We start from the raw sequence: 21,445 nt of genomic DNA, 5'->3' as shown, positions 1-21,445 counted from the left end.
GGGCCGCGCTCCGGCGCGTCCGCCACAATATGGGGATGACCGGCAGCGTTGACCCCAGTGCAAGCGACCCCCACCTGTGGCTGGAGGAGGTCACCGACGAGGCGGTGCTGGACTGGGCGCGCGCCCGCAACGAGGTCACGGTCGAGCGTTTCGCGTCGTCGGACCGGTTCCACGGGCTGCAGCGCCGGATCCTCGACATGCTGGACACCGACACCAAGATCGCCTTCCCGAACCGGCGCGGCCAGTGGCTGTACAACTACTGGCGCGATGCCGGGCACCCGCGCGGGCTCTGGCGGCGCACCACCTTCGACGAGTACGCGGGCGGTTCGCCGGACTGGGACGTGCTGATCGACCTGGACGCGGTCGCCGCCGCCGAGGACGAGAACTGGGTGTGGGCGGGCGCGGTCGTGCTCCGCCCGGAGCAGAGCCGCGCGCTGATCAGCGTCTCCCGCGGCGGCGCGGACGCCAAGGTGGTGCGCGAGTTCGACCTGGAGACCAGGCGCTTCGTCGAGCCCGCTGAAGGCGGCTTCTTCCTGCCGGAGGCGAAGTCGCGGCTGAGCTGGATCGACCGGGACACCGTCTACGTCGGCACCGACTTCGGCCCCGGCTCGCTCACCGACTCCGGCTACCCGCGGATCGCGAAGCGCTGGCACCGCGGCACGCCGCTGGCCGAGGCGGTCACCGTGTTCGAGGGCGAGCCCGCGGACGTCTCGGTCTCGGCCGGGTACGACCGCACCCCCGGCTTCGAGCGGCACTACATCGCCAGGGCCACCGACTTCTACAACGAGGAGGTGTCGCTGCTCGCCCCGGACGGCACCCGCACCCGGATCGATGTCCCCACCGACGCCGACGTCTCCTGGTACCGGGACCGGCTGCTGGTCCGGCTCAAGTCGGCGTGGCGGCCCGCGCGGACCGAGTTCCCGGCCGGTGCGCTGCTGGTCGCCGAGCTCGCCGCGTTCCTCGACGGCGGCCGCGAGTTCGAGGTGCTCTTCGCCCCCGACCCGCACACCGCCCTGTACGGCGTCGGCTGGACCGAGAACCATCTGCTGCTGGTGACGCTGCGCGACGTGCGCACCGAACTGCACGTGCTCACGCCGGGCCCGGACGGCTGGCAGCGCAGGTCGCTCGCGGACACCCCGCCCATGTCGACCACCGGCATCTCGAACCTGGACCCGCTGGAGTCCGGTGACGAGTTCATGCTCACCACCAGCGGCTTCACCACCCCGCCGACGCTGCTGGCGAGCTCGGTCGGCGGCGAGACGGTGGAGCTGGCCAGGGAGCCCGCGTTCTACGACGCCACCGGCATCGAGACCGAGCAGTTCTTCGCCACCTCGGACGACGGGACCGCGGTGCCCTACTTCGTGGTCAGGCACCGCGACCGGCGCGGCACCCCCGGCCCGGCCGTGATGTACGGGTACGGCGGCTTCGAGTCCTCCTACACCCCCGCCTACGCCGCCACCGCGGGCATGGGCTGGCTGGAGCAGGGCGGCACCTGGGTGGTCACCAATATCCGCGGCGGCGGCGAGTACGGGCCGGAGTGGCACACCTCGGTCCTGAAGGCGAACCGGCACAGGGTGTACGAGGATTTCGCCGCTATCGCCAGGGACCTGGTCGCCCGCGGCATCACCACCGCCGACCAGCTCGGCGCGGTGGGCGGCAGCAACGGCGGGCTGCTGATGGGCGTCATGCTCACCCGCTACCCGGAGCTGTTCGGCGCCATCGTCTGCCGGGTGCCGCTGCTCGACATGCGGCGCTACCACCTGCTGCTGGCCGGCGCCTCCTGGGTGGCCGAGTACGGCGACCCGGACAAGCCGGAGGAGTGGGAGTACCTGAGCCGCTACTCGCCCTACCAGAACACCGACCCCGACCGCGCCTACCCGCCGATCCTGCTCACCTCCTCCACCAGGGACGACCGGGTGCACCCGGGGCACGCGCGCAAGATGGCGGCGCTGCTGGCGGAGCAGGGCCACCCGGTCTGGTACCACGAGAACATCGAGGGCGGGCACGGCGGCGCGGCCGACAACAAGCAGTCGGCGTTCCAGACCGCGCTCATGTACGAGTTCTTCGGCTCCATGCTGCGCGACGGCGGGAGTCCGGGGCGCGGCTGAATCAGCGGTCGCGCAGCCACTTCTCGACCCGGTCGACGGTGCTGCCGCACTCCCGGATCCAGCCGTTGTGACCGAGCCGCTCCGGCTGGGTCCAGGTGGTCACCTCGGCCGCGGGCAGCTTGCGCACCAGGTGCGCGGCCGAGGAGGCGGGGGCGATCTCGTCGCCGGTCATGGTGATCGAGAGGACCGGCAGCTTCAGCCTGCCGATCCGCTCCTCGTAGTCGATGTCCGCGCCCATCGGCACGAAGCGGCCGGTGCGGGCGAGCCGGGCCCAGTCCGAGATCAGCACCTTCGACTGCCTGCCGAACCCGGCCAGGCCGCCGATCCGGTCGCCCGGCCAGTACCCGGCGATGCCTGCGGTGAGCGCGACCGCCGCTGTGCCGAGCAGCATTCCGGGGCCGGAGAGGCCGCGGAAGCCGCGGTGGTACGGGGTGCCGGAGGCGACCAGGATCAGCCCGCCGAGCCTGCCCCTGATCCGGGCCGCGTAGAGCACCGAGAGCTGGCCGCCGATGCTGTGCCCGAGCAGGTACGGGGTGCTCTGCGGGAAGCGGTTGCGGACCACCTGGAAGATCGCGGGGAAATCGACCGAGACCAGTTCGTGGTAGCCGTAGGCGCTGTCCGCGTCCGGTTCGGGGCTGCTGTCGCCATTGCCGCGCAATTCGCCGATGGCGGTGTCGAATCCGCGCGCGGCGAGGTCGCGGGCGACGGATTCGTAGTAGCCGCCGGGCACGCCGAGGCCGGGCACGATCACCACGGCCGGGCGCGGGGCATCCGGCGTCACCGGGTGCCGGTGCGCGCCCGCGGCGCCGAGCAGCCGCACCGGGACGGTCGAGCCGTCCGGCATCTGGATCGGAACGGTCTCCATACGCGCACGCTACCGCGCGTCAGGCCCGCACCGCCCCCAGGATCACCCGGCTCAGCACCGCGATGACGTCGTCCAGCGGGGGGCGCGGGTCGGCGCCGCTCCAGGCGTCGACCACGTAGTTCACCGCGCCGATCACCGCGAGCACCCGCATGTCGTAGTCCCCGGACGGGACCTCGCCGTGGCCCGCGGCCGCCTCCACCGCCTCGGCGAGCATCGCGCCCCAGACCCGGCGCAGCTCCAGCCGGAACTTCTCCACCTTCGGCCCGGCGCCGACCACCTCGACCAGCGCCACCCGCGCCCGGCGCGGATCGGTGCCGACCGACTCGATGTAGGCGCGGGTGGCGGCGTCGATGCGGACCAGCGCGCTCGCATCCCCGGTCACCGCAAGCGCTTTCGTGACCGCGTCCCTGCACTCGCGATCGATGTGTTCATAGAGTTCGAGCAGCAGCGACTCGCGGCCGCTGAACTCCTCGTAGAACTGCCGCGAGGAGAGCCCGGCGTCCTTACAGATCGCCCCGACCGAACTGTTGGCGTACCCGTCCCTGGCGAATACCGTCAGGCCCGATTCCAGAAAACGCGCACGCCGTTGACGTTGCCGGTCCTCGACGGGCTGCCCGGCATACATACGCCCCGTATTCGCATCCTGTGACATCGCCGCAGACAATACAGAAGGGCCCGATCCCCTCGTCATGGATCAGGCCCTTCGCCCGAACCTCCGGCGAACCGCGCGTTAGCCGGAAGTTGGCAGTGCGACGGCTAATCCATGTGCCTCCCGAACAGCGTGGGTACCAGGCGTTTGCCGATCAGAGGTTACGCACCGCGCCGGAATTCCGGGGCGGATTTTGACGGAGTTTCTTAGATTTTTTTCGGAAGCAAGCGCGGGAATGTCCGAAGAGCGTTCGCCGGGCTCGAATGGGAGCCCGGCGAAATAGGTCCGGCTGCCTAGGCTGAGCGCATGGGAACCGCACTGCTCTTCGGCCTCGGCACCGCCGTGCCGTTGGTGCTCGGCGCATTCGTCGGGCTGCGCTGGTCGCTGCCGAAACAGGTACTCGCGACGCTCATGGCGTTCGGCGCGGGGACCATGATCGCCGCGGTCTCCGAGGAACTCTTCGGCCCCGCTTTCGCCCAGGCCGGGGTCACCGTCGCCGGGCTCGCGCTCTTCGCCGGGGCCGGGCTCTACGTCGGCGCCAACCACCTGCTGGAGACGCGGCTCGGGGCGAGCGCCGTCGGCTGGGCGCTCATGCTCGGCACCGTGCTGGACGGGATCCCGGAGAACACCGCGCTCGGCGTCACGCTGACCGAGTCGGGCGGGCTGGTGCTGCTCGTCGCCATCGCGGTCGGCAACGTGCCGGAGGCGATCAGCGGCTCCGCCCTGCTGCGCCGGGACAAGAACTTCCCGCCGCGCCGCGCCCTCCTGCTCTGGACCGCGACCGGCATCGTCCTGGTCGCGGTCACCGTCGTCGGCGACCTGCTCTCCGACAACCTCTCCGCCACCAGCATCAGCACCGTCCAGGCCTTCGCGGGCGGCGCCACCCTCGCCGTGCTCGCCGACTCCCTCATGCCGGAGGCGTACCGCGAGGGCGGCTGGTGGGTCGGGCTCGCCACCGCCGCGGGCTTCCTGGTCGCCTTCGTGCTCGGCGGGTAGAAACGCCGGAAGCCGGCCCCCGAGGGGACCGGCTTCCGGAGCGCGAGAGGCGGACTCAGAAGTCCATGCCGCCCATGCCACCGGTCGGGTCGCCGGCGGGAGCGGCGGACTTCTCCGGCTTGTCGGCGACGACGGCCTCGGTGGTGAGGAACAGGGCCGCGATGGAGGCCGCGTTCTGCAGCGCCGAGCGGGTGACCTTGACCGGGTCGGCAACGCCGGCGGCCAGCAGGTCCTCGTACTCGCCGGTGTCGGCGTTCAGGCCGTGGCCGTCGGGAAGGTTCGAGACCTTCTCGGCGACGACGCCGGGCTCGAGGCCGGCGTTGAAGGCGATCTGCTTCAGCGGAGCCGAGAGCGCGACGCGGACGATGTTCGCGCCGGTGGCCTCGTCACCGGTGAGGGACAGCGCGTCCAGCGCGGGGCCGGACTGCAGCAGGGCCACGCCGCCACCGGCGACGATGCCCTCCTCGACGGCGGCCTTCGCGTTGCGAACGGCATCCTCGATGCGGTGCTTGCGCTCCTTGAGCTCGACCTCGGTGGCCGCGCCCGCGCGGATCACCGCGACGCCGCCGGCCAGCTTGGCCAGCCGCTCCTGCAGCTTCTCGCGGTCGTAGTCGGAGTCCGAGTTCTCGATCTCGGAGCGGATCTGCGCGACCCGGCCCTTGATCGCCTCGGCGTCGCCCGCGCCCTCGACGATGGTGGTCTCGTCCTTGGTCACGACGACCTTGCGGGCCTGGCCGAGGAGCTCGATGCCCGCGGTCTCCAGGGAGAGCCCGACCTCTTCGCTGACGACCTCGCCACCGGTCAGGATGGCGATGTCGGCGAGCTGCGCCTTGCGGCGGTCACCGAAGCCGGGCGCCTTGACGGCGACGGACTTGAAGGTGCCGCGGATCTTGTTCACGACCAGGGTCGACAGGGCCTCGCCCTCGACGTCCTCGGCGATGATCAGCAGCGGCTTGCCCGCCTGGATGACCTTCTCCAGCAGCGGGAGCAGGTCCTTCACGGTGGAGACCTTGGAGCCGACCAGCAGCAGGTACGGATCCTCGAGGACCGCTTCCTGACGCTCGGGGTCGGTCACGAAGTAACCGGAGATGTAGCCCTTGTCGAAGCGCATGCCCTCGGTCAGCTCCAGCTGGAGCCCGAAGGTGTTGCTCTCCTCGACGGTGATGACGCCTTCCTTGCCGACCTTGTCGAGCGCCTCGGCGATGAGCTCACCGATGGACGCGTCGCCGGCCGAGATACCGGCGGTAGCGGCGATCTGCTCCTTGGTCTCGACCTCCTTGGCGGTCTCTAGCAGCTTGGCGGTGACGGCCTCGACGGCCTTCTCGATGCCGCGCTTCAGACCCAGCGGGTTCGCGCCGGCCGCGACGTTGCGCAGCCCCTCGCGCACCAGCGCCTGGGCCAGGACGGTAGCGGTGGTGGTGCCGTCGCCCGCGACGTCATCCGTCTTCTTGGCGACTTCCTTGACCAGCTCGGCGCCGATCTTCTCGTACGGGTCCTCGAGCTCGATCTCCTTGGCGATGGAGACACCATCGTTGGTGATCGTGGGGGCGCCCCACTTCTTCTCCAGGACGACGTTGCGACCCTTGGGGCCCAGCGTCACCTTGACCGCGTCGGCGAGGCTGTTGAGGCCGCGCTCGAGGCCGCGACGGGCCTCTTCGTCGTACGCAATTGTCTTGGCCATTGCGTTGAGATCCTCCATGTGGATGGCTGACACACAGGACGATCCCATGTCGGGTCGCCCCATTTACGCTGGCCAGGTTCGGTGCCCGCGACGGACGACCGGGGGTGTCGAGGTACCCGGTCTCACCGTCCCGACCTGGCACTCGCCTGTGGTGAGTGCCAACGCCATTTCTAGCACTCGAGCATGCCGAGTGCAAGGTTACCGGGTTCAGCCGGGGTAGCCGGGGATCCACTGCCGGTCGTCGATGCGCAGCAGCAGGGCCACGAAGGCGTCCACCCGGCGCTGCTCCGGATCGCGCGGCTCCTCGTTCTCCACGGTGACCAGCTCCGCGTCGTGCAGCAGCAGCTCGGCCTCCACCCGCATGATCGCCCGGATGAAAGGCGGGGCGACCTCGGGCGGCAGATCACCGTTGACGATGTACTCGCCGTCCGGGCCGGATTCGGTGGACACGTAGGTCAGCGCGCGGACCAGATCCGCTCGCCGCTCCCCCGCCACCAGGTCGGAATCCGGGTCATCCGCCATTGCTATATCTTATCCGGCTCGGGCCGGAATGCCGGGTGGGCGACGCGGCGGGCCGGTACCGGAGGTCCCGCCTACAGTGGCGAGGTGAGTGAAAAACCCGGCCGTCCCGACGTCACGGGGGCATTGGCGCGGCTCTACGCCGACGCGGTGCCGGTGTACTGGGCGGGCGATAACCCCTGGTCGACGGGGGGTACCGAGCCGCTGGACGGCATCTCGGCCTACCGCCGCACCGCCCCGATGCCGCACTGGCACTACGCGACCAACGGCCTCTCCGCGATCTTCGAACACGGCCAGCGTTTCGAGTTCACCATGCGGGTGCTGAGCACCGCCGAGGCGACCGAGCCGCCGCAGTGGCCGGTGGATTTCCTGCAGAACCTGAGCCGGTTCGTCTTCCAGTCCGGGGAGTGGTTCGAGCCGGGCGACGCGGTGAAATCGGCGGTGCCGCTCGGCGCGCCGGACTCCGCGCTGCGCGCCGCGGGCTTCGTGCCCGACCCGGAGCTCGGCACCGTCGGCGGGCTGATGTTCCTGCAGATCGTGGGGTTGACCACGGCCGAGTACCGGACCGCGCGCGGCCGCGATCTGCTCGACCTGCTGGCCAGGCTGGAGCCGTCGCTGCCGCTGTACGTCACCGACGTCACCCGCGATTCGCTGGTGCCTGAGCCGCCGCCCGCGGCGCGCTGGCCGCGCTGGGGCGGGGGTCTGGCGGGCAGGTCGTGACGGCGCCGGGAAAGATGAGCACCATGACGCTGCCGTTCGACTCGCTGTACCGGCACGGCTTCGCGCGGGTGGCCGTCGCGGTGCCGACGCTGCGGGTGGCCGACCCCGCCTTCAACGCCGAGCGCACGATCGAGCTGGCCCGCGCGGCCGCGGCCGACGGCACGGTGCTCACCGTCTTCCCGGAACTCGGCCTCTCCAGCTACACCGCCGACGACCTGTTCCACCAGGACGCGCTCGACCTCGCGGTGCGGCAGGCGCTGGCCGACATCGTCGAGGCCAGCCGGGAGATCGCGACCGTGCTGGTGGTCGGCGCCCCGGTGCGGGCCCAGGGCAGGCTGTTCAACTGCGGGATCGTGATCGCCGACGGCGCGGTGCTCGGCGCGGTGCCGAAGAGCTACCTGCCGAACTACCGCGAGTTCTACGAGAAGCGGCAGTTCGCGGCGGCCCGCGAGGTGCTCGCCGACACGGTCGAGATCGCCGGGCAGGAGGTTCCCTTCGGCGCCGACCTGCTCTTCCCGACGGATGTCGACGGCTTCACCTTCCACCTGGAGATCTGCGAGGACGGCTGGGTGCCGCTGCCGCCGAGCGGCTTCGCCGCGCTGGCCGGGGCGACCGTGCTGGTGAACCTCTCGGCCAGCAATATCGTCGTCGGCAAGGCCGACTACCGGCGCGCGCTCTGCACCGGGCACTCGGCCCGCTACCTGGCCGCCTACCTGTACTCGGCGGCGGGCACCGGCGAGTCGACCACCGACATGGCCTGGGACGGGCAGGCGCTGGTCTGCGAGAACGGCGACCTGCTCGCCGAGGGCGAGCGCTTCGCCGACCACCCCCGGCTGGTCAGCGCCGACCTGGACCTGCAGCGGCTGGCCGCGGACCGGGTGCGCACCACGAGCTTCGCGGACAACGTGCACGACCACCGCGAGCGGCTCGGCCGGTTCCGGAAGGTGCCGGTCACCCTGCCGGTGCCGGCGGGAACGGTGGCGCTGCGCCGGGAGATCCCGCGCTTCCCGTACGTCCCCGCCGACCCGGCGGCGCGCAACGAGCGCTGCGCCGAGGTGCACCACATCCAGGTGGAGGGGCTGAGCACCCGGCTGCGCGCGGCGGGCGCCCAGCGGCTGGTGATCGGGGTCTCCGGCGGGCTGGACTCCACCCAGGCGCTGATCGTCGCGGCCAAGACCATGGACCGGCTCGGGCTGCCGCGCACGAACGTGCTGGCCTACACCATGCCCGGCTTCGCGACCAGCACCAGGACCAAGACCGACGCGCACCGGCTGATGGCCGCGCTCGGCGTGACGGCGCACGAGATCGATATCCGGCCGTCGGCCGAGCAGATGCTGCGCGACCTGGGGCACCCCGCCGCGGACGGGGCGCCGCAGTACGACGTCACCTACGAGAACGTGCAGGCGGGCGAGCGCACCTCACACCTGTTCCGGCTGGCGAACATGCACGACGCGCTGGTGGTCGGCACCGGCGACCTGAGCGAGCTGGCCCAGGGCTGGTGCACCTTCGGCGTCGGCGACCACATGGCGCACTACAGCGTGAACGCCTCGGTGCCGAAGACGCTGATCCGCTACCTCATCGCCTGGGCCGCCGAGACCGGGCAGTTCGGGGCGGCAGCGAACGCGGCGCTGACCTCCGTCCTTGCCACCGAGATCTCGCCGGAGCTGGTGCCGTCGGCCGACGGCGACGAGGCGCCCGGCCAGAGCTCGGAGGCAACCGTCGGGCCGTACGAACTCCAGGATCTGCACCTCTACCAGCTGCTCCGCTTCGGCTACCGGCCGAGCCGGATCGCCTACCTGGCGCAGGCGGCGTGGTCGGACCGGACCAGGGGGCGCTGGCCCGACCTGATCCCGGAGGACCAGCGCAACGAGTACGACCTCGCCACCATCAAGCACTGGCTCCGGCTCTTCCTGCGCCGCTTCGTGCAGACCAGCCAGTTCAAGCGCTCCACGCTGCCGAACGCGCCGAAGGTCGGCTCGGGCGGCTCGCTCTCGCCGCGCGGCGACTGGCGGGCGCCGAGCGACGCGGTGGCGACGGCCTGGCTGGACGAGCTGGAGCGCAACGTCCCGGACTAGCCGCCGAGCCCGGCCAGGATCTCCAGCAGGTGCGCCTCCACCCGCGCCTTGTCCAGCCCGGCCCCGTTGAGCACGCCGGTGCCGTTCTCCTGCTCCAGCAGCGCGAGCAGCACGTGCTCGGTGCCGACGTAGTTGTGGCCGAGCCGGACCGCCTCGCGGAAGGTGAGCTCCAGCGCCTTCTTGGACTCGGCGTCGAAGGGGATGAGCGCCGGGATCGGCTCGCCGCTCGGCTCCGGCAGCGCGGCCGCGGCGGCCGCGGCGACGGCGTCGAGGGTGACCCCCTGGGTCTCGATCTCCTTCGCGGCGAGCCCCTCCGGCTGGGTGAGCAGCCCGAGCACCAGGTGCGGCAGCCCGATCACGGTGTGGCCGGAGTTGCGCGCCGCCTCCTGCGAGGCGGCGACGGCGCTGCGGGCGCGCGGGGTGAAGCGGGCGAAACCGGCGGCCGGGTCGAGCCCGGCGTCCTCCGGCCCCTTCGGCACGAAGCGCTTCTGCGCGGCCTGCTTGCTGACGCCCATGCTGGCGCCGATATCGGTCCACGAGGCGCCGGAGCGGCGGGCCTGGTCGACGAAGTGGCCGATCAGGTGATCGGCCACCTCGCCGAGCGTTCCCGCGGTCACCACCGCGTCGGAGAGTTGTTCCAGGACATCGTCGGGGCGGGCCTTCTTGATGCCGTCGATCAGGTCGTCGAGTCGTACGTTCGTCATGCGTCAACCATAGGTTGACGCAGCCCTGCCGTCAACCCTTGGTTGACGATCAGAGCCCGGCGGGCAGCCCCGCCTGCCTGGCGGCGAAGCGCACGATCCGCTCCTTGAGCCAGGCGCCCGGCCTGCCGGTGATCACGAGGCGGGCGGGCGAGTCGTCGGCGTGCACCACGTGCAGCAGGCCGTCGCCGCGGCCGAGGCTGTAGCACTGCACCTGGTAGCGGAAGCGGAACTCGCGTGGCTCGGCGCCGCGTGCCCGCGCGCCGATGGCGGTCGCGGCGTAGCCGCCCTGCGGCAGCGCGGTGGCGCAGGCCATCCGGAGCTGCCTGCCGTCCCGGCCCGCGGTGGCGGCGGCGTCGCCGACGGCGTAGACGTCCGGGTGCGAGAGCGAGCGCAGGGTGGCGTCGGTGCGCACCCGGCCGGAGCCGTCCACCGCGAGCCCGGCCGCCGCGGCCAGCGGCGGCACGCGGAAGCCGGTGGTCCAGAGGACGGCGTCGGCTGCCACCTCGGTGCCGTCGGCCAGCCGGACCCCGGCGGCGGTCACCGCGGTGACCTTGGCATCGGTGCGCACCTCGACGCCGAGCCGGTCGAGCACCCGGCGCACGTGCGCGCGGGCGCGGGGCGCGAGCGCGGCCATCGGCTCGTCCGCGCCGAGCAGCAGCACCCGCAGGTCGGGGTGGGTCTCGGCGAGTTCGGTGGCGAGTTCGACGCCGGTCGCGCCCGCGCCGACCACGAGGGCGAGGCCGGACGGCGGGGCGGCGTCGGCGAGATCCTCCGGGGTGGCGACGGCGAGCGCGTGCTCGGCGGCGCCGGGCACGTCGGCGGTGCCAGCGGCCGAGCCGAGCGCGTAGACCAGGGTGTCGTAGGGCAGCGCGGCGCCGTCGGCCGTCCGGACCTCGCGCGCGTCGAGATCCAGCTCGACGGTTCTGCCGTGCACGAAGCGGATCCCCCTGCGGCCGAGGACCTCGGCGAGGTCCCACTCCGGGATGGCCTGCCCGGCGGCGCGCTGGTGCAGCCGGACCCGCTCGACGAAGCGCTCGCGCGCGTCGAGCACGGTGATCGCGGCGCCGGGGGCGGTGCGGACCAGTCTCCGCGCGGTGGCGAGCCCCGCGTACCCCGCGCCGAGGACGACGATGCGCTGATCGGTCATGATGTGGCTCCTTTGCGAGCTGCGGGAGATCCCGCACCCCGGGCGGCGCGCGCGGCGGGTTACCGCGCGGTCCGCTCCGGGCCTGACATCATCCAGACCGCGGCCGCGGCCGATCCCTGACAGCTCGGCGCTGTGAAGCCGATCACCGGAAGCGGGCGAGCTTCGCCGGGTTCAGCACGAAGGAGAGCCCGGTGAGCCGCGGCCCCTCCGGCGATTCGCCGAACTCCGGCGCGGCGACCACGTAGACCGCACCGTCCACCCGCGCCACCAGCCCGGCCCCGCCGTTGATCTCCTCGATCGCCAGGGGGAACCCGGCGGGCGCCTTGCGCACCAGCCCGAGCAGGAAGGCCGCCACCTTGTCGATGCCGACGACCGGGCGCCGGGCCGCGCTCACCACGCCGCCGCCGTCCGAGGTGGCGACGACGTCGGCGGCGAGCAGTGCGCGCAGCCCGTCCACATCACCCTCGGCGGCCGCGGCCAGGAACCGCTCGAGCAGTTCCTTCGCCCGGTCCACCGAGACCTCGAAGCGGGTGCGCCCCGCGCGCACCCGGACGCTCGCGCGCGAGTAGATCTGCTGCGAATTCGCCTCGGAGAGCTCCAGCATGGCGGCGATCTCGCGGTGCGGGTAGCCGAAGGCCTCGCGCAGCACGAAGACCGCGCGCTCCACCGGGTTCAGCCGCTCCAGCGCGGCGAGCAGGGCCAGCGAGACCAGCTCGCGCTGCTGCGCCGTCTCCAGCGGGCCGAGGTCGGTGTCCGGGGTCGGCACCGGCTCGGGCAGCCACGGGCCGACGTAGCTCTCCCGGCGGGCCCTGGCCGAGACCAGCCAGGAGCGGCAGAGGTTCACCGTCACCGTGGTCAGCCAGGCCTCGGCGGAGCGGATCCCTTCGGTCTCCGCGGCGGCCCAGCGCAGGTAGGTCTCCTGCACCGCGTCCTCGGCCTCGCTCGCGCTGCCCAGCATCCGGTAGGCGAGCGCGAACAGCCGCGGCCGCTGGCGCAGGAACTCGTCGAGCTCGGAGCCGCTCATCGGTCGCGGCTCCGGTCAGCCGCGGCGCTGGTCGTGCGGGCGGTTGTTCCCACCGGGCCTGCGCAGCCGCAGCCGGGCGGTGGAGATGGCCGGACGCGGCAGGCTCGGCCTGCGCCGGTTCGCGCGGCGCTGCGCCCTGCGCTCGGCGGGCTTGTCCTGCCAGGTCTCCGGCCGAGCCGCGACCCAGCGCTGCGAGCGCCAGGCGAACGGGATGTGCACCAGGTACAGCCCGATCAGGACCAGCAGCAGCACGATCGGGAAGGTCACCAGCGCGGCGGCCGCGATCGCCACCAGCACCAGCAGCAGCGCCGCCGCCTGCGGCGCCACCCGCACCGACTTCATCGCCAGCGTCGGGATGGTGCTCACGCAGAGCAGCGCGGAGAACGCGGTCCAGGCGGCGACCTCGTAGAAGCCGGCCCACCAGCCGTCGCCGAACTGCTCGAGCAGCGCGATCGGCGTCAGCGCGATGAGCGCGCCCGCGGGGGCCGGAACCCCGACGAAGTACTCGCGCGACCACTCCGGCCTGGTGTCGTCGTCCATCAGGGTGTTGAACCGGGCCAGCCGCAGCACGATGCTGACCGCGAAGAGCAGCGCGACGATCCAGCCCGCGCTGTACTCGTCGAGCAGCGCCACGTAGAGCACCAGCGCGGGGGCGACGCCGAAGGAGATGGCGTCGGAGAGCGAGTCCAGCTCGGCGCCGATCTTGGTGGTGGCGTCGAGCATCCGCGCCAGCCTGCCGTCGAGCGTGTCGAAGACGGCAGCGGCGCCGACCATGGCCAGCGCGGTCGACAGGTCGCCGTCGAGGCCGAACTTCACCGCGGAGAGCCCCGAGCAGAGCGCCAGGATGGTGACCATGCTCGGCAGCAGCCGGACGCTGCGCCTGCGGCGCCCCTCGGTCTGCTCCGCCCGCGCGATCACGACAGGACGGCGAGGACGGTCTCGCCGCCGATGGTGCGCTGCCCAGGCAGCACCAGCAGGTCGGTGCCCGCCGGGAAGTAGGTGTCGACCCGGGAGCCGAAGCGGATCAGGCCGTAGGTGTCGCCGATGGTCAGCACGTCACCCGCGCGCGCCTCGTTCACGATCCGGCGGGCGATCAGCCCGGCGATCTGGACGACGACGACCTGCTTGCCGCCGGGGGTCTCCAGGACCATGCCGGTGCGCTCGTTCACCGAGCTGGCCTCCGGCAGGTCGGCGGAGCGGAACTGGCCGGGCTGGTGCACGACGGTGCGCACGGTGCCGGAGACCGGGGTGCGCTGCACGTGCACGTCGAGCACCGAGAGGAAGATGCTGACCCGGGGCAGCGGGGCGTCGCCGAGGCCGAGCTCCGGCGGCGGGACCGCGGAGTCGACCAGCGCGACCTCGCCGTCCGCGGCGGCGACAACGGCGCCCCTGATGTTCGGCGGCACCCGGTGCGGGTGCCGGAAGAACCCGGCGCAGGCCGCGGCCGTCAGCAGTCCGGCCCGGCGCACCCAGCGCCGCTTGCGGCCGAGCGCGGCCACCGCGAGCGGGGCGGCCACGAAGGGCAGCCCGGCGGGGTGCAGCGGGGGGATCGAGGACCGGATCAGGTCGGCGATGTGGCCGACTCCGGTGGTCTCGGGGGTGCCGGACGGGGTCGGGCGGCGTGCCACAGGCTCCTCTTTCGGTTTCGGGTACGGGCACCACACCTTACGCCGCGGCGACCCCCCGATCGTGGTCGGCGCCGAGCGTATCCCCGGCAACCGTGCGGGCAGGCGAAATCGGCGCCGCCGAGGTCCGGGCGGCGCCGATTACCGCGCGCGCTGGGTCAGTGCACCGGTCGCCGACCGGTGACGAGCTTGACCAGGAACAGCAGGATGGCCGCGCCGGCGAGGCAGGTCAGGAAGCTGAAGATGAGGCCGCCACCCTCGACGTCGACGCCGAAGAGCTTGAGCAGGAAGCCACCGAGCAGACCGCCGATGACACCGACGACGATATTGAGCAGGATGCCCTGCTGCGCGTCCGTCTTCATGAACTTGCTGGCGATCCAGCCGGCCAGGCCGCCGATGATGATCCAGCCGATAATCCCGAGACCGAGCATTGTGTCCTCGCATCGTTAGTTGGGTGCGCGCCGCTTCGAGCCATCGCCGCGCTATACGTCGCATACCCCCGGTCGGGGGGAATACGCGCGCGTGTCAGTGGGGTGGAGATAATATGAGGAAGCCTCATGTCCAGCGTTCCGGACAACACCCGGCAACGCTGGACGGCAACCACCGACGCCACCCGCCGGCTCGGCCGTGGGGACAGGAGACGCACATGGTCGCTCGAATCGCCCAGACGACCGGAGTTGAGCACACCGCCATCCTCGGGCTGGGGGTGTACCGGCCCGCGCGCATCGTCACGAACGACGAGGTCGCCGGGGCGATCGACTCCAGCGACGAATGGATCCGCACCCGCTCCGGCATCCGGACCCGCCGCTTCGCCGACGACACCGAGACGGTGCGGAGCATGAGCGTCGCCGCCGCCACGGGCGCGCTGGAGTCGGCGGGGGTCGCGGTCGACCAGGTGGACACCGTCATCGTCGCGACCTCGACGCACCTCCTGCTCACCCCGGCCGCAGCGCCGCAGATCGCCACCGAGCTCGGGATGAACGGCGCCGCCGCCTTCGACATCTCGGCGGGCTGCGCCGGCTTCTGTCACGCGCTCGCGCTCGCCTCCGACCTGGTGCGGTCGGGCACCGCGGGGCACGTGCTGGTGATCGGCGTGGAGAAGCTGACCGACACCATCAACAAGAACGACCGCTCCACCGCGTTCCTCTTCGCCGACGGCGCAGGCGCCGTGATCGTCGGCCCGGCCGAGGACCAGGGCATCGGCCCGACGGTGTGGGGCTCGGACGGCACCCAGAGCCACGCCATCCGGCAGGACAAGGACTGGCTGGAGTTCTTCGCCGAGATCGAGGAGAAGGGGCTGGACGCGGTCCGCCCCTACCTGACGATGGAGGGCACCGCGGTCTTCCGCTGGGCCGCGCACTCGCTGGAGAAGGTCTGCCGGGACGCCATCGACCGCGCCGGGCTCGCCACCGACGACCTGGACGCGATGATCCCGCACCAGGCCAACGGCCGGATCATCGAGATCATGGCCAGGGTGCTCAAGCTGCCGGAGAACTGCGCGCTCGCCAATGACATCGAGGAGACCGGCAACACCTCGGCCGCCTCGATCCCGCTGGCCATGGAGCAGCTGCTGCGCACCGGGCAGTCGAAGCCGGGCGACACCGCGCTGCTCATCGCCTTCGGCGCCGGGCTGTCGTACGCCGCACAGGTGGTCCGGCTGCCGAACTGGGTCTGAGCGTCAGGCCGGGGTCTCGACCGCCGCCTTGATCCCGGCCAGGGTCTGACGCATCCCGTCGACCAGCTTGATGTCGAACGACTCCGCGCCGCCGAGCACCGCGTTGATGGCGGTCCGGGAGAACGCCGTCGTGCCGTCGGAGGTGTCCCTGACCTGGGTGAGCCGGGTGCCGGTCGCGGTCGGCTCCAGGGTGAAGCGCCAGGTGCTGCGGTTCTCGGTGACCTTGAAGGCGAACTCCCGGTTCGGCTCGAAGGTCACGATGCGGGAGGTGGTCGGCCAGTACTTCCAGCCATCCCGGTTCAGGTTGACGGTCCAGGTGCCCGCCTTCACCGCGCCGAGCGGCTGCATCCGCACGCACTGCGGGCTGAACTCGGGAATCCGCTTGGGATCGGCCACCACGGCCCACACCCGCTCCGGCGGGGCGATGATGTCGACGGTCGCTTCCAGATTCTTCGGCAACGCTGCCTCCTGTTCGCGGTACTGCGGGACACACCAATTCTAGTCGGGCGATCTCCCGCTGTTCGCCCTGGGCAGAGCAATGCGACAGGTCGGTTCGCTGCGCGCATACTCGATGGGTGACTTCCCCCGCCGCCGATAAACCGCTCATTCTCAGCGTCGACGACGATCCGGGCGTCTCCCGCGCGGTCGTGCGCGACCTGCGCCGCCGCTACGGCGCCGATTACCGGATCCTGCGGGCCGAGTCCGGGCCGTCCGCGCTGGAGGCGCTGCGCGAGGTGAAGCTGCGCGGCCAGCAGGTCGCGGTGCTCATCGCCGACTTCCGGATGCCGGGCATGGACGGCATCGAGTTCCTGGAGCAGGCCATGGACCTGCACCCCTTCGCGCGCCGCGTGCTGCTCACCGCCTACGCCGACACCACCGCCGCGATCAACGCCATCAACGTGGTCGACCTGGACCACTACCTGCTCAAGCCGTGGGACCCGCCGGAGGAGAAGCTGTACCCGGTGCTGGACGGCCTGTTGGAGGCGTGGCGCGGCGACGCTCAGCGCCCGGTGCACGGCACCAAGGTGATCGGCACCCGCTGGTCGCCCGCCTGCTCGCAGGTGCGCGAGTTCCTTGCCCGCAACCAGCTGCCGTACCGCTGGTACCCGGCGGACGAGCCGGAGGGCGCGAAGCTGCTCGCCGCCGCGGGCAAGGACATCAGCTGCTGTCCGGTGGTGATCACCACCGAGGGCGAGCCGCTGGTGCAGCCGACCGATGGCGAGCTGGCCGAGCGGGTCGGGCTGAACACCACGCCCACCGGCGAGTTCTACGACCTGATCGTGGTCGGCGGCGGCCCGGCCGGGCTCGGCGCCGCGGTGTACGGCGCCTCCGAGGGGCTGCGCACGGTGCTGGTCGAGCGCACCGCCACCGGCGGCCAGGCCGGGCAGAGCTCGCGGATCGAGAACTACCTCGGCTTCCCGGACGGCGTCTCCGGCGGCCAGCTGGCCGACCGGGCCAGGCGCCAGGCCGGGAAGTTCGGCGCGGAGCTGGTGACCACCCGCGAAGTGGTCGGGCTGGAGGTGAACGGCTCGGCGCGCACCGTGCGCTTCGCCGACGGCGGGCGGCTCTGCGCGCACACCGTGATCATCGCGACCGGCGTCGACTACCGCAGGCACCCGGCGCGCGGGGTGGACGAGTTCACCGGCCGCGGCGTCTACTACGGCTCGGCCATGACCGAGGCGGCGGAGTGCGCGGGCCACGAGGTCTACATCGTCGGCGGCGCCAACTCGGCCGGGCAGGCCGCGGTCTTCCTCTCCCGCAATGCCGGGCGGGTGCACCTGGTGGTGCGGGCCGACTCGCTGGACAAGTCCATGTCGCACTACCTGGTCCAGCAGATCGCAGGCATCGAGAACATCGAGGTGCACACCTGCACCGAGGTGATCGCGGCCGACGGCGACGACCATCTGCGCGGCATCGTGCTGCGGAACAACGAGACCGGGCGCGAGGAGAAGGCCGAGACCGAGCGGCTCTTCCTCTTCATCGGCGCCGCGCCGCAGACCGACTGGCTGGACGGCACGATCGCCCGCGACCCGGCCGGGTTCGTGCTGGCCGGGCCGGACCTCACCCCCGACGGCGGCCGCCCCGCGGGCTGGGAGATCTCCCGCGCCCCGCACCACCTGGAGACCAGCGTGCCCGGCGTCTTCGTCGCCGGTGACGTGCACGCGGAGTCGGCGAAGCGGGTGGCCTCGGCCGTCGGCGAGGGTGCCATGGCCGTCATGTTCGTGCACCGCTACCTGGCATAGGAGGGAAAAACATGAGCGAGCTTGTCTGCGATCCGGCGGAGCTGCGTGAGCTCTTCCTGTTCGAGCGGCTGGACGACGAGCAGCTGGCCTGGCTGTGCCGGGACGGGCGGATCGAGCAGCTCGAGCCCGGCCTCGCCTTCCGCGAGGGCGACCCGGCCACCTGCTTCTACGTGCTCATGGACGGCGAGCTGCGGCTCACCAAGCTCTCCGCGGGCACCGAGATCGAGCTGACCCGCACCGACCACCGCGGCTCCTACGTCGGCGCCTGGACCGCGTACCTGGGCGACCGGGCGGAGCAGAGCTACGTCTCGACCATGTACCTCACCCGGCCCTCGCGCTTCTTCGTGCTGGACGCCGCGACGTTCTCCGCCATGATGCGCGAGTGGTTCCCGATGGCGGTGCACCTGCTGGAGGGCGCCTTCTTCGGGAACCGGGACAAGCACGAGCGGGTGGCCGAGCGGGAGCGGCTGCTCGCGCTCGGCTCGCTCTCCGCCGGGCTCACGCACGAGCTGAACAACCCCGCCGCGGCCGCGGTGCGCGCCACCTCCGGGCTGCGCGAGCGGGTCGCCGGGATGCGGCACAAGCTCGGCATGATGGCGCAGGGCAAGTTCACCCCCGAGGTGCTGCTCACCCTGGTCCGGCTGCAGGAGGACGCGGCCGAGCTGGTGGCGAAGGCGCCCGAGCTCACCCCGCTGGAGGCCGCGGACCGCGAGGACGCCGTCGGCGACTGGTTCGAGGAGCACGAGATCGCCGACGGCTGGAACCTGGCGCCCAACTTCGTCCAGGCGGGCATCGACATCGACTGGCTGGAGCGGGTGGCCGGCACCCTGGAGGGCTGCACCGAGCAGGTCTTCGAGGGCGCGATCCGGTGGCTGAACTACACCATCGAGACCGAGCTGCTGATGAACGAGATCGCCGACTCGACCGCGCGGATCTCCACCCTGGTCGGCGCGGCCAAGCAGTACTCGCAGATGGACCGGGCCCCGTTCCAGGTGGTCGATGTGCACGAGCTGCTGGACAGCACCCTGGTGATGCTGAACCGCAAGCTCGGCGATGGCATCGCGCTGGTCAAGGAGTACGACCGCACGCTGCCGCCGATCCCCTGCTTCGCGGCCGAGCTGAACCAGGTGTGGACCAACCTGATCGACAACGCGGTCTACGCCATGGACGGCTCCGGCACGCTCACCATCCGCACCTACCGCGACGACGTGTGCCTCGCGGTCTCCATCGGCGACACCGGGCCCGGCATCCCGGCCGACGTCCGGCGCCGCATCTTCGAGCCGTTCTTCACCACCAAGCCGGTCGGCGACGGCACCGGGCTCGGCCTCGACATCAGCTTCCGGATCGTGGTGAACAAGCACCACGGCGACATCGAGGTGCAGTCCGAGCCGGGCTCGACGGTGTTCACCGTCCGCATCCCGCTGGAGCGTCCCACCCCGCCCGAATAGCCCCTCACCTGCAACACGTTCCACTACACTCCCGACATGGAACGCCTCACCGGACTCGATGCCAGCTTCCTGTATCTGGAGACCGGGACGCAGCACCTGCACGTGTGCGCACTCCTCGTGCTCGACCCCACCGCGGACGGCGGCGACTACTCGTTCGACACCTTCAAGGCCGAGCTCGGGCGCAGGCTGGCCTTCGTCCCGCAGATGCGCCGGAAGCTGCGGGCGGTGCCGCTGGAGCTGGACTATCCGTACTGGGTCGAGGCGGGCGACTACGACCTGGACTACCACGTCCGGCGCTACGGCCTGCCCGCGCCGGGCGGGCGCGCGGAGCTGGCCGAGCTGGTCGGCGACATCGCGGGCACGCCGATGGACCGCAACCACCCGCTCTGGCAGGTGCGGGTGGTCGAGGGCGTCGAGGGCGACAAGGTCGCGGTGATCCTCAAGTACCACCACGCCGCGGTGGACGGCGTCACCGGCGCCGAGCTGCTCATGGCGCTGTGCGACGCCGAGCCGGGCAAGCGCGGGAGCGAGGGGCCGCCCGCGCCGCTCGGTCGCGAGCCGGAGCCGAGCGACCTGCGGCTGCTCGCCGAGGCGGCGCTGCGCTTCCCGGCCCGCGCCGGGGTGCTGCGGATGGTGCCGAAGACCGTCGGCAGGCTGGCCGGGATGGTGCGCAGGCGGGTCGGGAACCGCTCCGGCATGGCGCTGCCGCTGACCGCGCCGCGCACCCCGTTCAACGGGGCCATCACCCCGCACCGAGCGGTGGCCTTCACCGAGGTCGAGCTGGCCGCGGTGAAGCGGATCAAGAACGCCTTCGGGGTGAAGATCAACGACGTGGTGCTGGCCGTGGTCGGCGGTGCGCTGCGCGACTACCTGGCCGAGCGCGGCGAGCTGCCGGAGGAGAAGTCGCTCATCGCGACCATCCCGGTGTCGGTGCACGAGTCGTCGCGGCACACACGGGGGATCAACAAGGTCTCCTCGCTCTTCTGCCAGCTCGGCACCGATATCGCCGACCCCGTGCAGCGGCTGAAGCGGGTGGCGGAGGCGAACCGGGCCGCCAAGGAGGAGCACGAGGAGCTCATCGGCCCCGACTTCCTGCAGGACTGGACGCAGTACGCGCCGCCGAACACCTTCCGGATCGCGATGCGGCTGTACTCCTCGCTGGAGCTCGCGGAGCACCACCCGGTGGTGCACAACCTGGTGGTCTCCAATGTCGCCGGGCCGCCGCTGCCGCTGTACTTCCTCGGGGTGCGGCTGCTCAGTTCGTACCCGTTCGGCCCGATCTTCCACGGCTCCGGGCTGAACATCACCGCGCTCTCCTACGACGGCAAACTCGACTTCGGGCTGATCGCCTGCCGGGAGCTGGTGCCGGACCTGGCCGAGCTGACCGACCGGATCCCCGGCGTGGTCGATGCCCTGCGCGCGGCCGCCGAGCAGACGGCCTGAGCGGCACCCGGTACAGTGCTGCCGACGCGCCGGAGCCGCCGGCGCCGCGAACGACCCACGGGGGATCCATCATGCAGCGACTCTCCGCCGCCGTGCTCGCCGCCGGTGTGCTCGCCCTGGTCGTCAGCGGTTGCGGATCGGACGAATCGACCGACGCCAACGGGCTGCGCAAGGGGAGCACCGGCGCCGTCGCCAGCAGCACCACCGCCGCCGGTACGCCGAGTAGCGCCGCGCCGAGCAGCGCGACGGCCGCGCCGGGCGGGGCCCCGAGCACGACGCCGGCCGCGGCGCCGAGCGGGTCGGGCGCCGACATCACCTGCGCCGAGTTCAGGAAGCTCGACACCGAGCAGGAGAAGGCGGTGATCGAGCTGATCCTCGCCGCGAACCCGGACAGCCCGTTCACCGGCAGCCCGAATGTCGCGCTCGGCACCGCGAAGCTGGTCTGCCTCGCGCCGAGCGTCGCCGACGAGCCCGTGGCGACCGCCGCCGGGCTCGTCGCCGAGTAGGGACCCCCGGGTGCCGT

Annotated in this window: 19 protein-coding genes and 1 pseudogene; 9 read left to right on the top strand and 11 right to left on the bottom strand. The window is 71.9% G+C overall.

The features are described 5' to 3' along the window. Positions 1–23: 23 nt before the first annotated feature. A pseudogene (locus ACFUJ1_RS04970) lies at positions 24–2,108 on the top strand (prolyl oligopeptidase family protein); the annotation flags it as partial. 1 nt (position 2,109) lies between these two features. Here the strand turns inward: ACFUJ1_RS04970 and ACFUJ1_RS04965 are convergent. Together ACFUJ1_RS04965 and ACFUJ1_RS04960 are read right to left on the bottom strand one after the other, a co-directional pair. Further along, complete coding sequence (locus ACFUJ1_RS04965; RefSeq protein WP_378642568.1) at positions 2,110–2,973, bottom strand: alpha/beta fold hydrolase; 864 nt, start codon at positions 2,971–2,973, stop codon at positions 2,110–2,112. A 19-nt stretch (positions 2,974–2,992) separates the two neighbouring features. Further along, entirely contained in the window at positions 2,993–3,625 is a 633-nt protein-coding gene (locus ACFUJ1_RS04960) for a TetR/AcrR family transcriptional regulator (protein ID WP_378642565.1), read from the bottom strand. A 303-nt stretch (positions 3,626–3,928) separates the two neighbouring features. Between ACFUJ1_RS04960 and ACFUJ1_RS04955 the strand changes: the two genes are divergently transcribed. Continuing rightward, positions 3,929–4,618, top strand: a complete 690-nt coding sequence (locus tag ACFUJ1_RS04955; RefSeq protein WP_378642563.1) for a ZIP family metal transporter — start codon at positions 3,929–3,931, stop codon at positions 4,616–4,618. 55 nt (positions 4,619–4,673) lie between these two features. Here the strand turns inward: ACFUJ1_RS04955 and groL are convergent, their stop codons facing one another. Next, complete coding sequence (gene groL, locus ACFUJ1_RS04950; protein WP_233020813.1) at positions 4,674–6,299, bottom strand: chaperonin GroEL; 1,626 nt, start codon at positions 6,297–6,299, stop codon at positions 4,674–4,676. Positions 6,300–6,506: 207 nt separating this feature from the next. Beyond that, the gene (locus tag ACFUJ1_RS04945; RefSeq protein ID WP_233020814.1) at positions 6,507–6,821 is read right to left on the bottom strand and encodes a hypothetical protein; all 315 of its coding nucleotides are present in this window, start codon (positions 6,819–6,821) and stop codon (positions 6,507–6,509) included. Positions 6,822–6,905: 84 nt separating this feature from the next. Here ACFUJ1_RS04945 and ACFUJ1_RS04940 point away from each other — a divergent pair, with 84 nt between their 5' ends. Both ACFUJ1_RS04940 and ACFUJ1_RS04935 read left to right on the top strand, forming a co-directional pair. Continuing rightward, on the top strand, positions 6,906–7,538 hold the full coding sequence (locus ACFUJ1_RS04940) for a suppressor of fused domain protein (protein WP_378642560.1): 633 nt from the start codon (positions 6,906–6,908) through the stop codon (positions 7,536–7,538). A gap of 23 nt (positions 7,539–7,561) precedes the next feature. Beyond that, complete coding sequence (locus ACFUJ1_RS04935) at positions 7,562–9,613, top strand: NAD(+) synthase (protein WP_378642557.1); 2,052 nt, start codon at positions 7,562–7,564, stop codon at positions 9,611–9,613. Here ACFUJ1_RS04935 and ACFUJ1_RS04930 read toward each other — a convergent pair. The 6 genes from ACFUJ1_RS04930 to ACFUJ1_RS04905 form a co-directional block, all read right to left on the bottom strand. Next, the gene (locus ACFUJ1_RS04930; protein ID WP_378642555.1) at positions 9,610–10,317 is read right to left on the bottom strand and encodes a Clp protease N-terminal domain-containing protein; all 708 of its coding nucleotides are present in this window, start codon (positions 10,315–10,317) and stop codon (positions 9,610–9,612) included. The two genes, ACFUJ1_RS04935 and ACFUJ1_RS04930, sit on opposite strands and share 4 nt — an antisense overlap. 49 nt (positions 10,318–10,366) lie before the next feature. Continuing rightward, the gene (locus ACFUJ1_RS04925; protein ID WP_378642552.1) at positions 10,367–11,464 is read right to left on the bottom strand and encodes an NAD(P)/FAD-dependent oxidoreductase; all 1,098 of its coding nucleotides are present in this window, start codon (positions 11,462–11,464) and stop codon (positions 10,367–10,369) included. 142 nt (positions 11,465–11,606) lie between these two features. Next, positions 11,607–12,488 (bottom strand): RNA polymerase sigma-70 factor, encoded by an 882-nt coding sequence (locus tag ACFUJ1_RS04920; protein ID WP_378642550.1) that lies wholly within the window; start codon positions 12,486–12,488, stop codon positions 11,607–11,609. Positions 12,489–12,503: 15 nt separating this feature from the next. Then, positions 12,504–13,406, bottom strand: coding sequence for a CDP-alcohol phosphatidyltransferase family protein (locus ACFUJ1_RS04915; RefSeq protein ID WP_378642548.1), 903 nt, complete (start codon positions 13,404–13,406; stop codon positions 12,504–12,506). Next, the gene (locus ACFUJ1_RS04910; RefSeq protein ID WP_378642545.1) at positions 13,403–14,116 is read right to left on the bottom strand and encodes a phosphatidylserine decarboxylase; all 714 of its coding nucleotides are present in this window, start codon (positions 14,114–14,116) and stop codon (positions 13,403–13,405) included. The genes ACFUJ1_RS04915 and ACFUJ1_RS04910 overlap by 4 nt, the downstream gene beginning before the upstream one ends. Before the next feature lie 155 nt (positions 14,117–14,271). Beyond that, on the bottom strand, positions 14,272–14,544 hold the full coding sequence (locus ACFUJ1_RS04905) for a GlsB/YeaQ/YmgE family stress response membrane protein (RefSeq protein WP_378642542.1): 273 nt from the start codon (positions 14,542–14,544) through the stop codon (positions 14,272–14,274). A 215-nt stretch (positions 14,545–14,759) separates the two neighbouring features. Here ACFUJ1_RS04905 and ACFUJ1_RS04900 point away from each other — a divergent pair, with 215 nt between their 5' ends. Beyond that, entirely contained in the window at positions 14,760–15,788 is a 1,029-nt protein-coding gene (locus ACFUJ1_RS04900; protein WP_378642539.1) for a beta-ketoacyl-ACP synthase III, read from the top strand. A 3-nt stretch (positions 15,789–15,791) separates the two neighbouring features. Here ACFUJ1_RS04900 and ACFUJ1_RS04895 read toward each other — a convergent pair whose 3' ends face one another. Next, positions 15,792–16,247 carry an SRPBCC family protein gene (locus ACFUJ1_RS04895; protein WP_378642536.1) on the bottom strand — a complete coding sequence of 152 codons (456 nt, stop codon included), beginning with the start codon at positions 16,245–16,247 and terminating at the stop codon, positions 15,792–15,794. A gap of 116 nt (positions 16,248–16,363) precedes the next feature. Between ACFUJ1_RS04895 and ACFUJ1_RS04890 the strand changes: the two genes are divergently transcribed. From ACFUJ1_RS04890 to ACFUJ1_RS04875, 4 genes are all read left to right on the top strand, one after another. Next, positions 16,364–18,031: an FAD-dependent oxidoreductase gene (locus ACFUJ1_RS04890; RefSeq protein ID WP_378642533.1), complete on the top strand. Its 1,668-nt coding sequence runs from the start codon at positions 16,364–16,366 to the stop codon at positions 18,029–18,031. Between the two features lie 11 nt (positions 18,032–18,042). Then, entirely contained in the window at positions 18,043–19,479 is a 1,437-nt protein-coding gene (locus tag ACFUJ1_RS04885; protein ID WP_378642530.1) for a sensor histidine kinase, read from the top strand. Positions 19,480–19,515: 36 nt separating this feature from the next. Further along, on the top strand, positions 19,516–20,922 hold the full coding sequence (locus tag ACFUJ1_RS04880) for a wax ester/triacylglycerol synthase family O-acyltransferase (RefSeq protein ID WP_378642527.1): 1,407 nt from the start codon (positions 19,516–19,518) through the stop codon (positions 20,920–20,922). 71 nt (positions 20,923–20,993) lie between these two features. Beyond that, on the top strand, positions 20,994–21,428 hold the full coding sequence (locus ACFUJ1_RS04875) for a hypothetical protein (protein ID WP_378642525.1): 435 nt from the start codon (positions 20,994–20,996) through the stop codon (positions 21,426–21,428). Positions 21,429–21,445: the final 17 nt, after the last annotated feature.

It is taken from the genome of Nocardia sp. NPDC057227 (assembly GCF_042669725.1).
GTDB lineage: Bacteria > Actinomycetota > Actinomycetes > Mycobacteriales > Mycobacteriaceae > Nocardia > Nocardia asteroides_A.
Note: the sequence above shows the minus strand (reverse complement) of the source record. Positions and strands in the feature narration are given on the sequence as shown.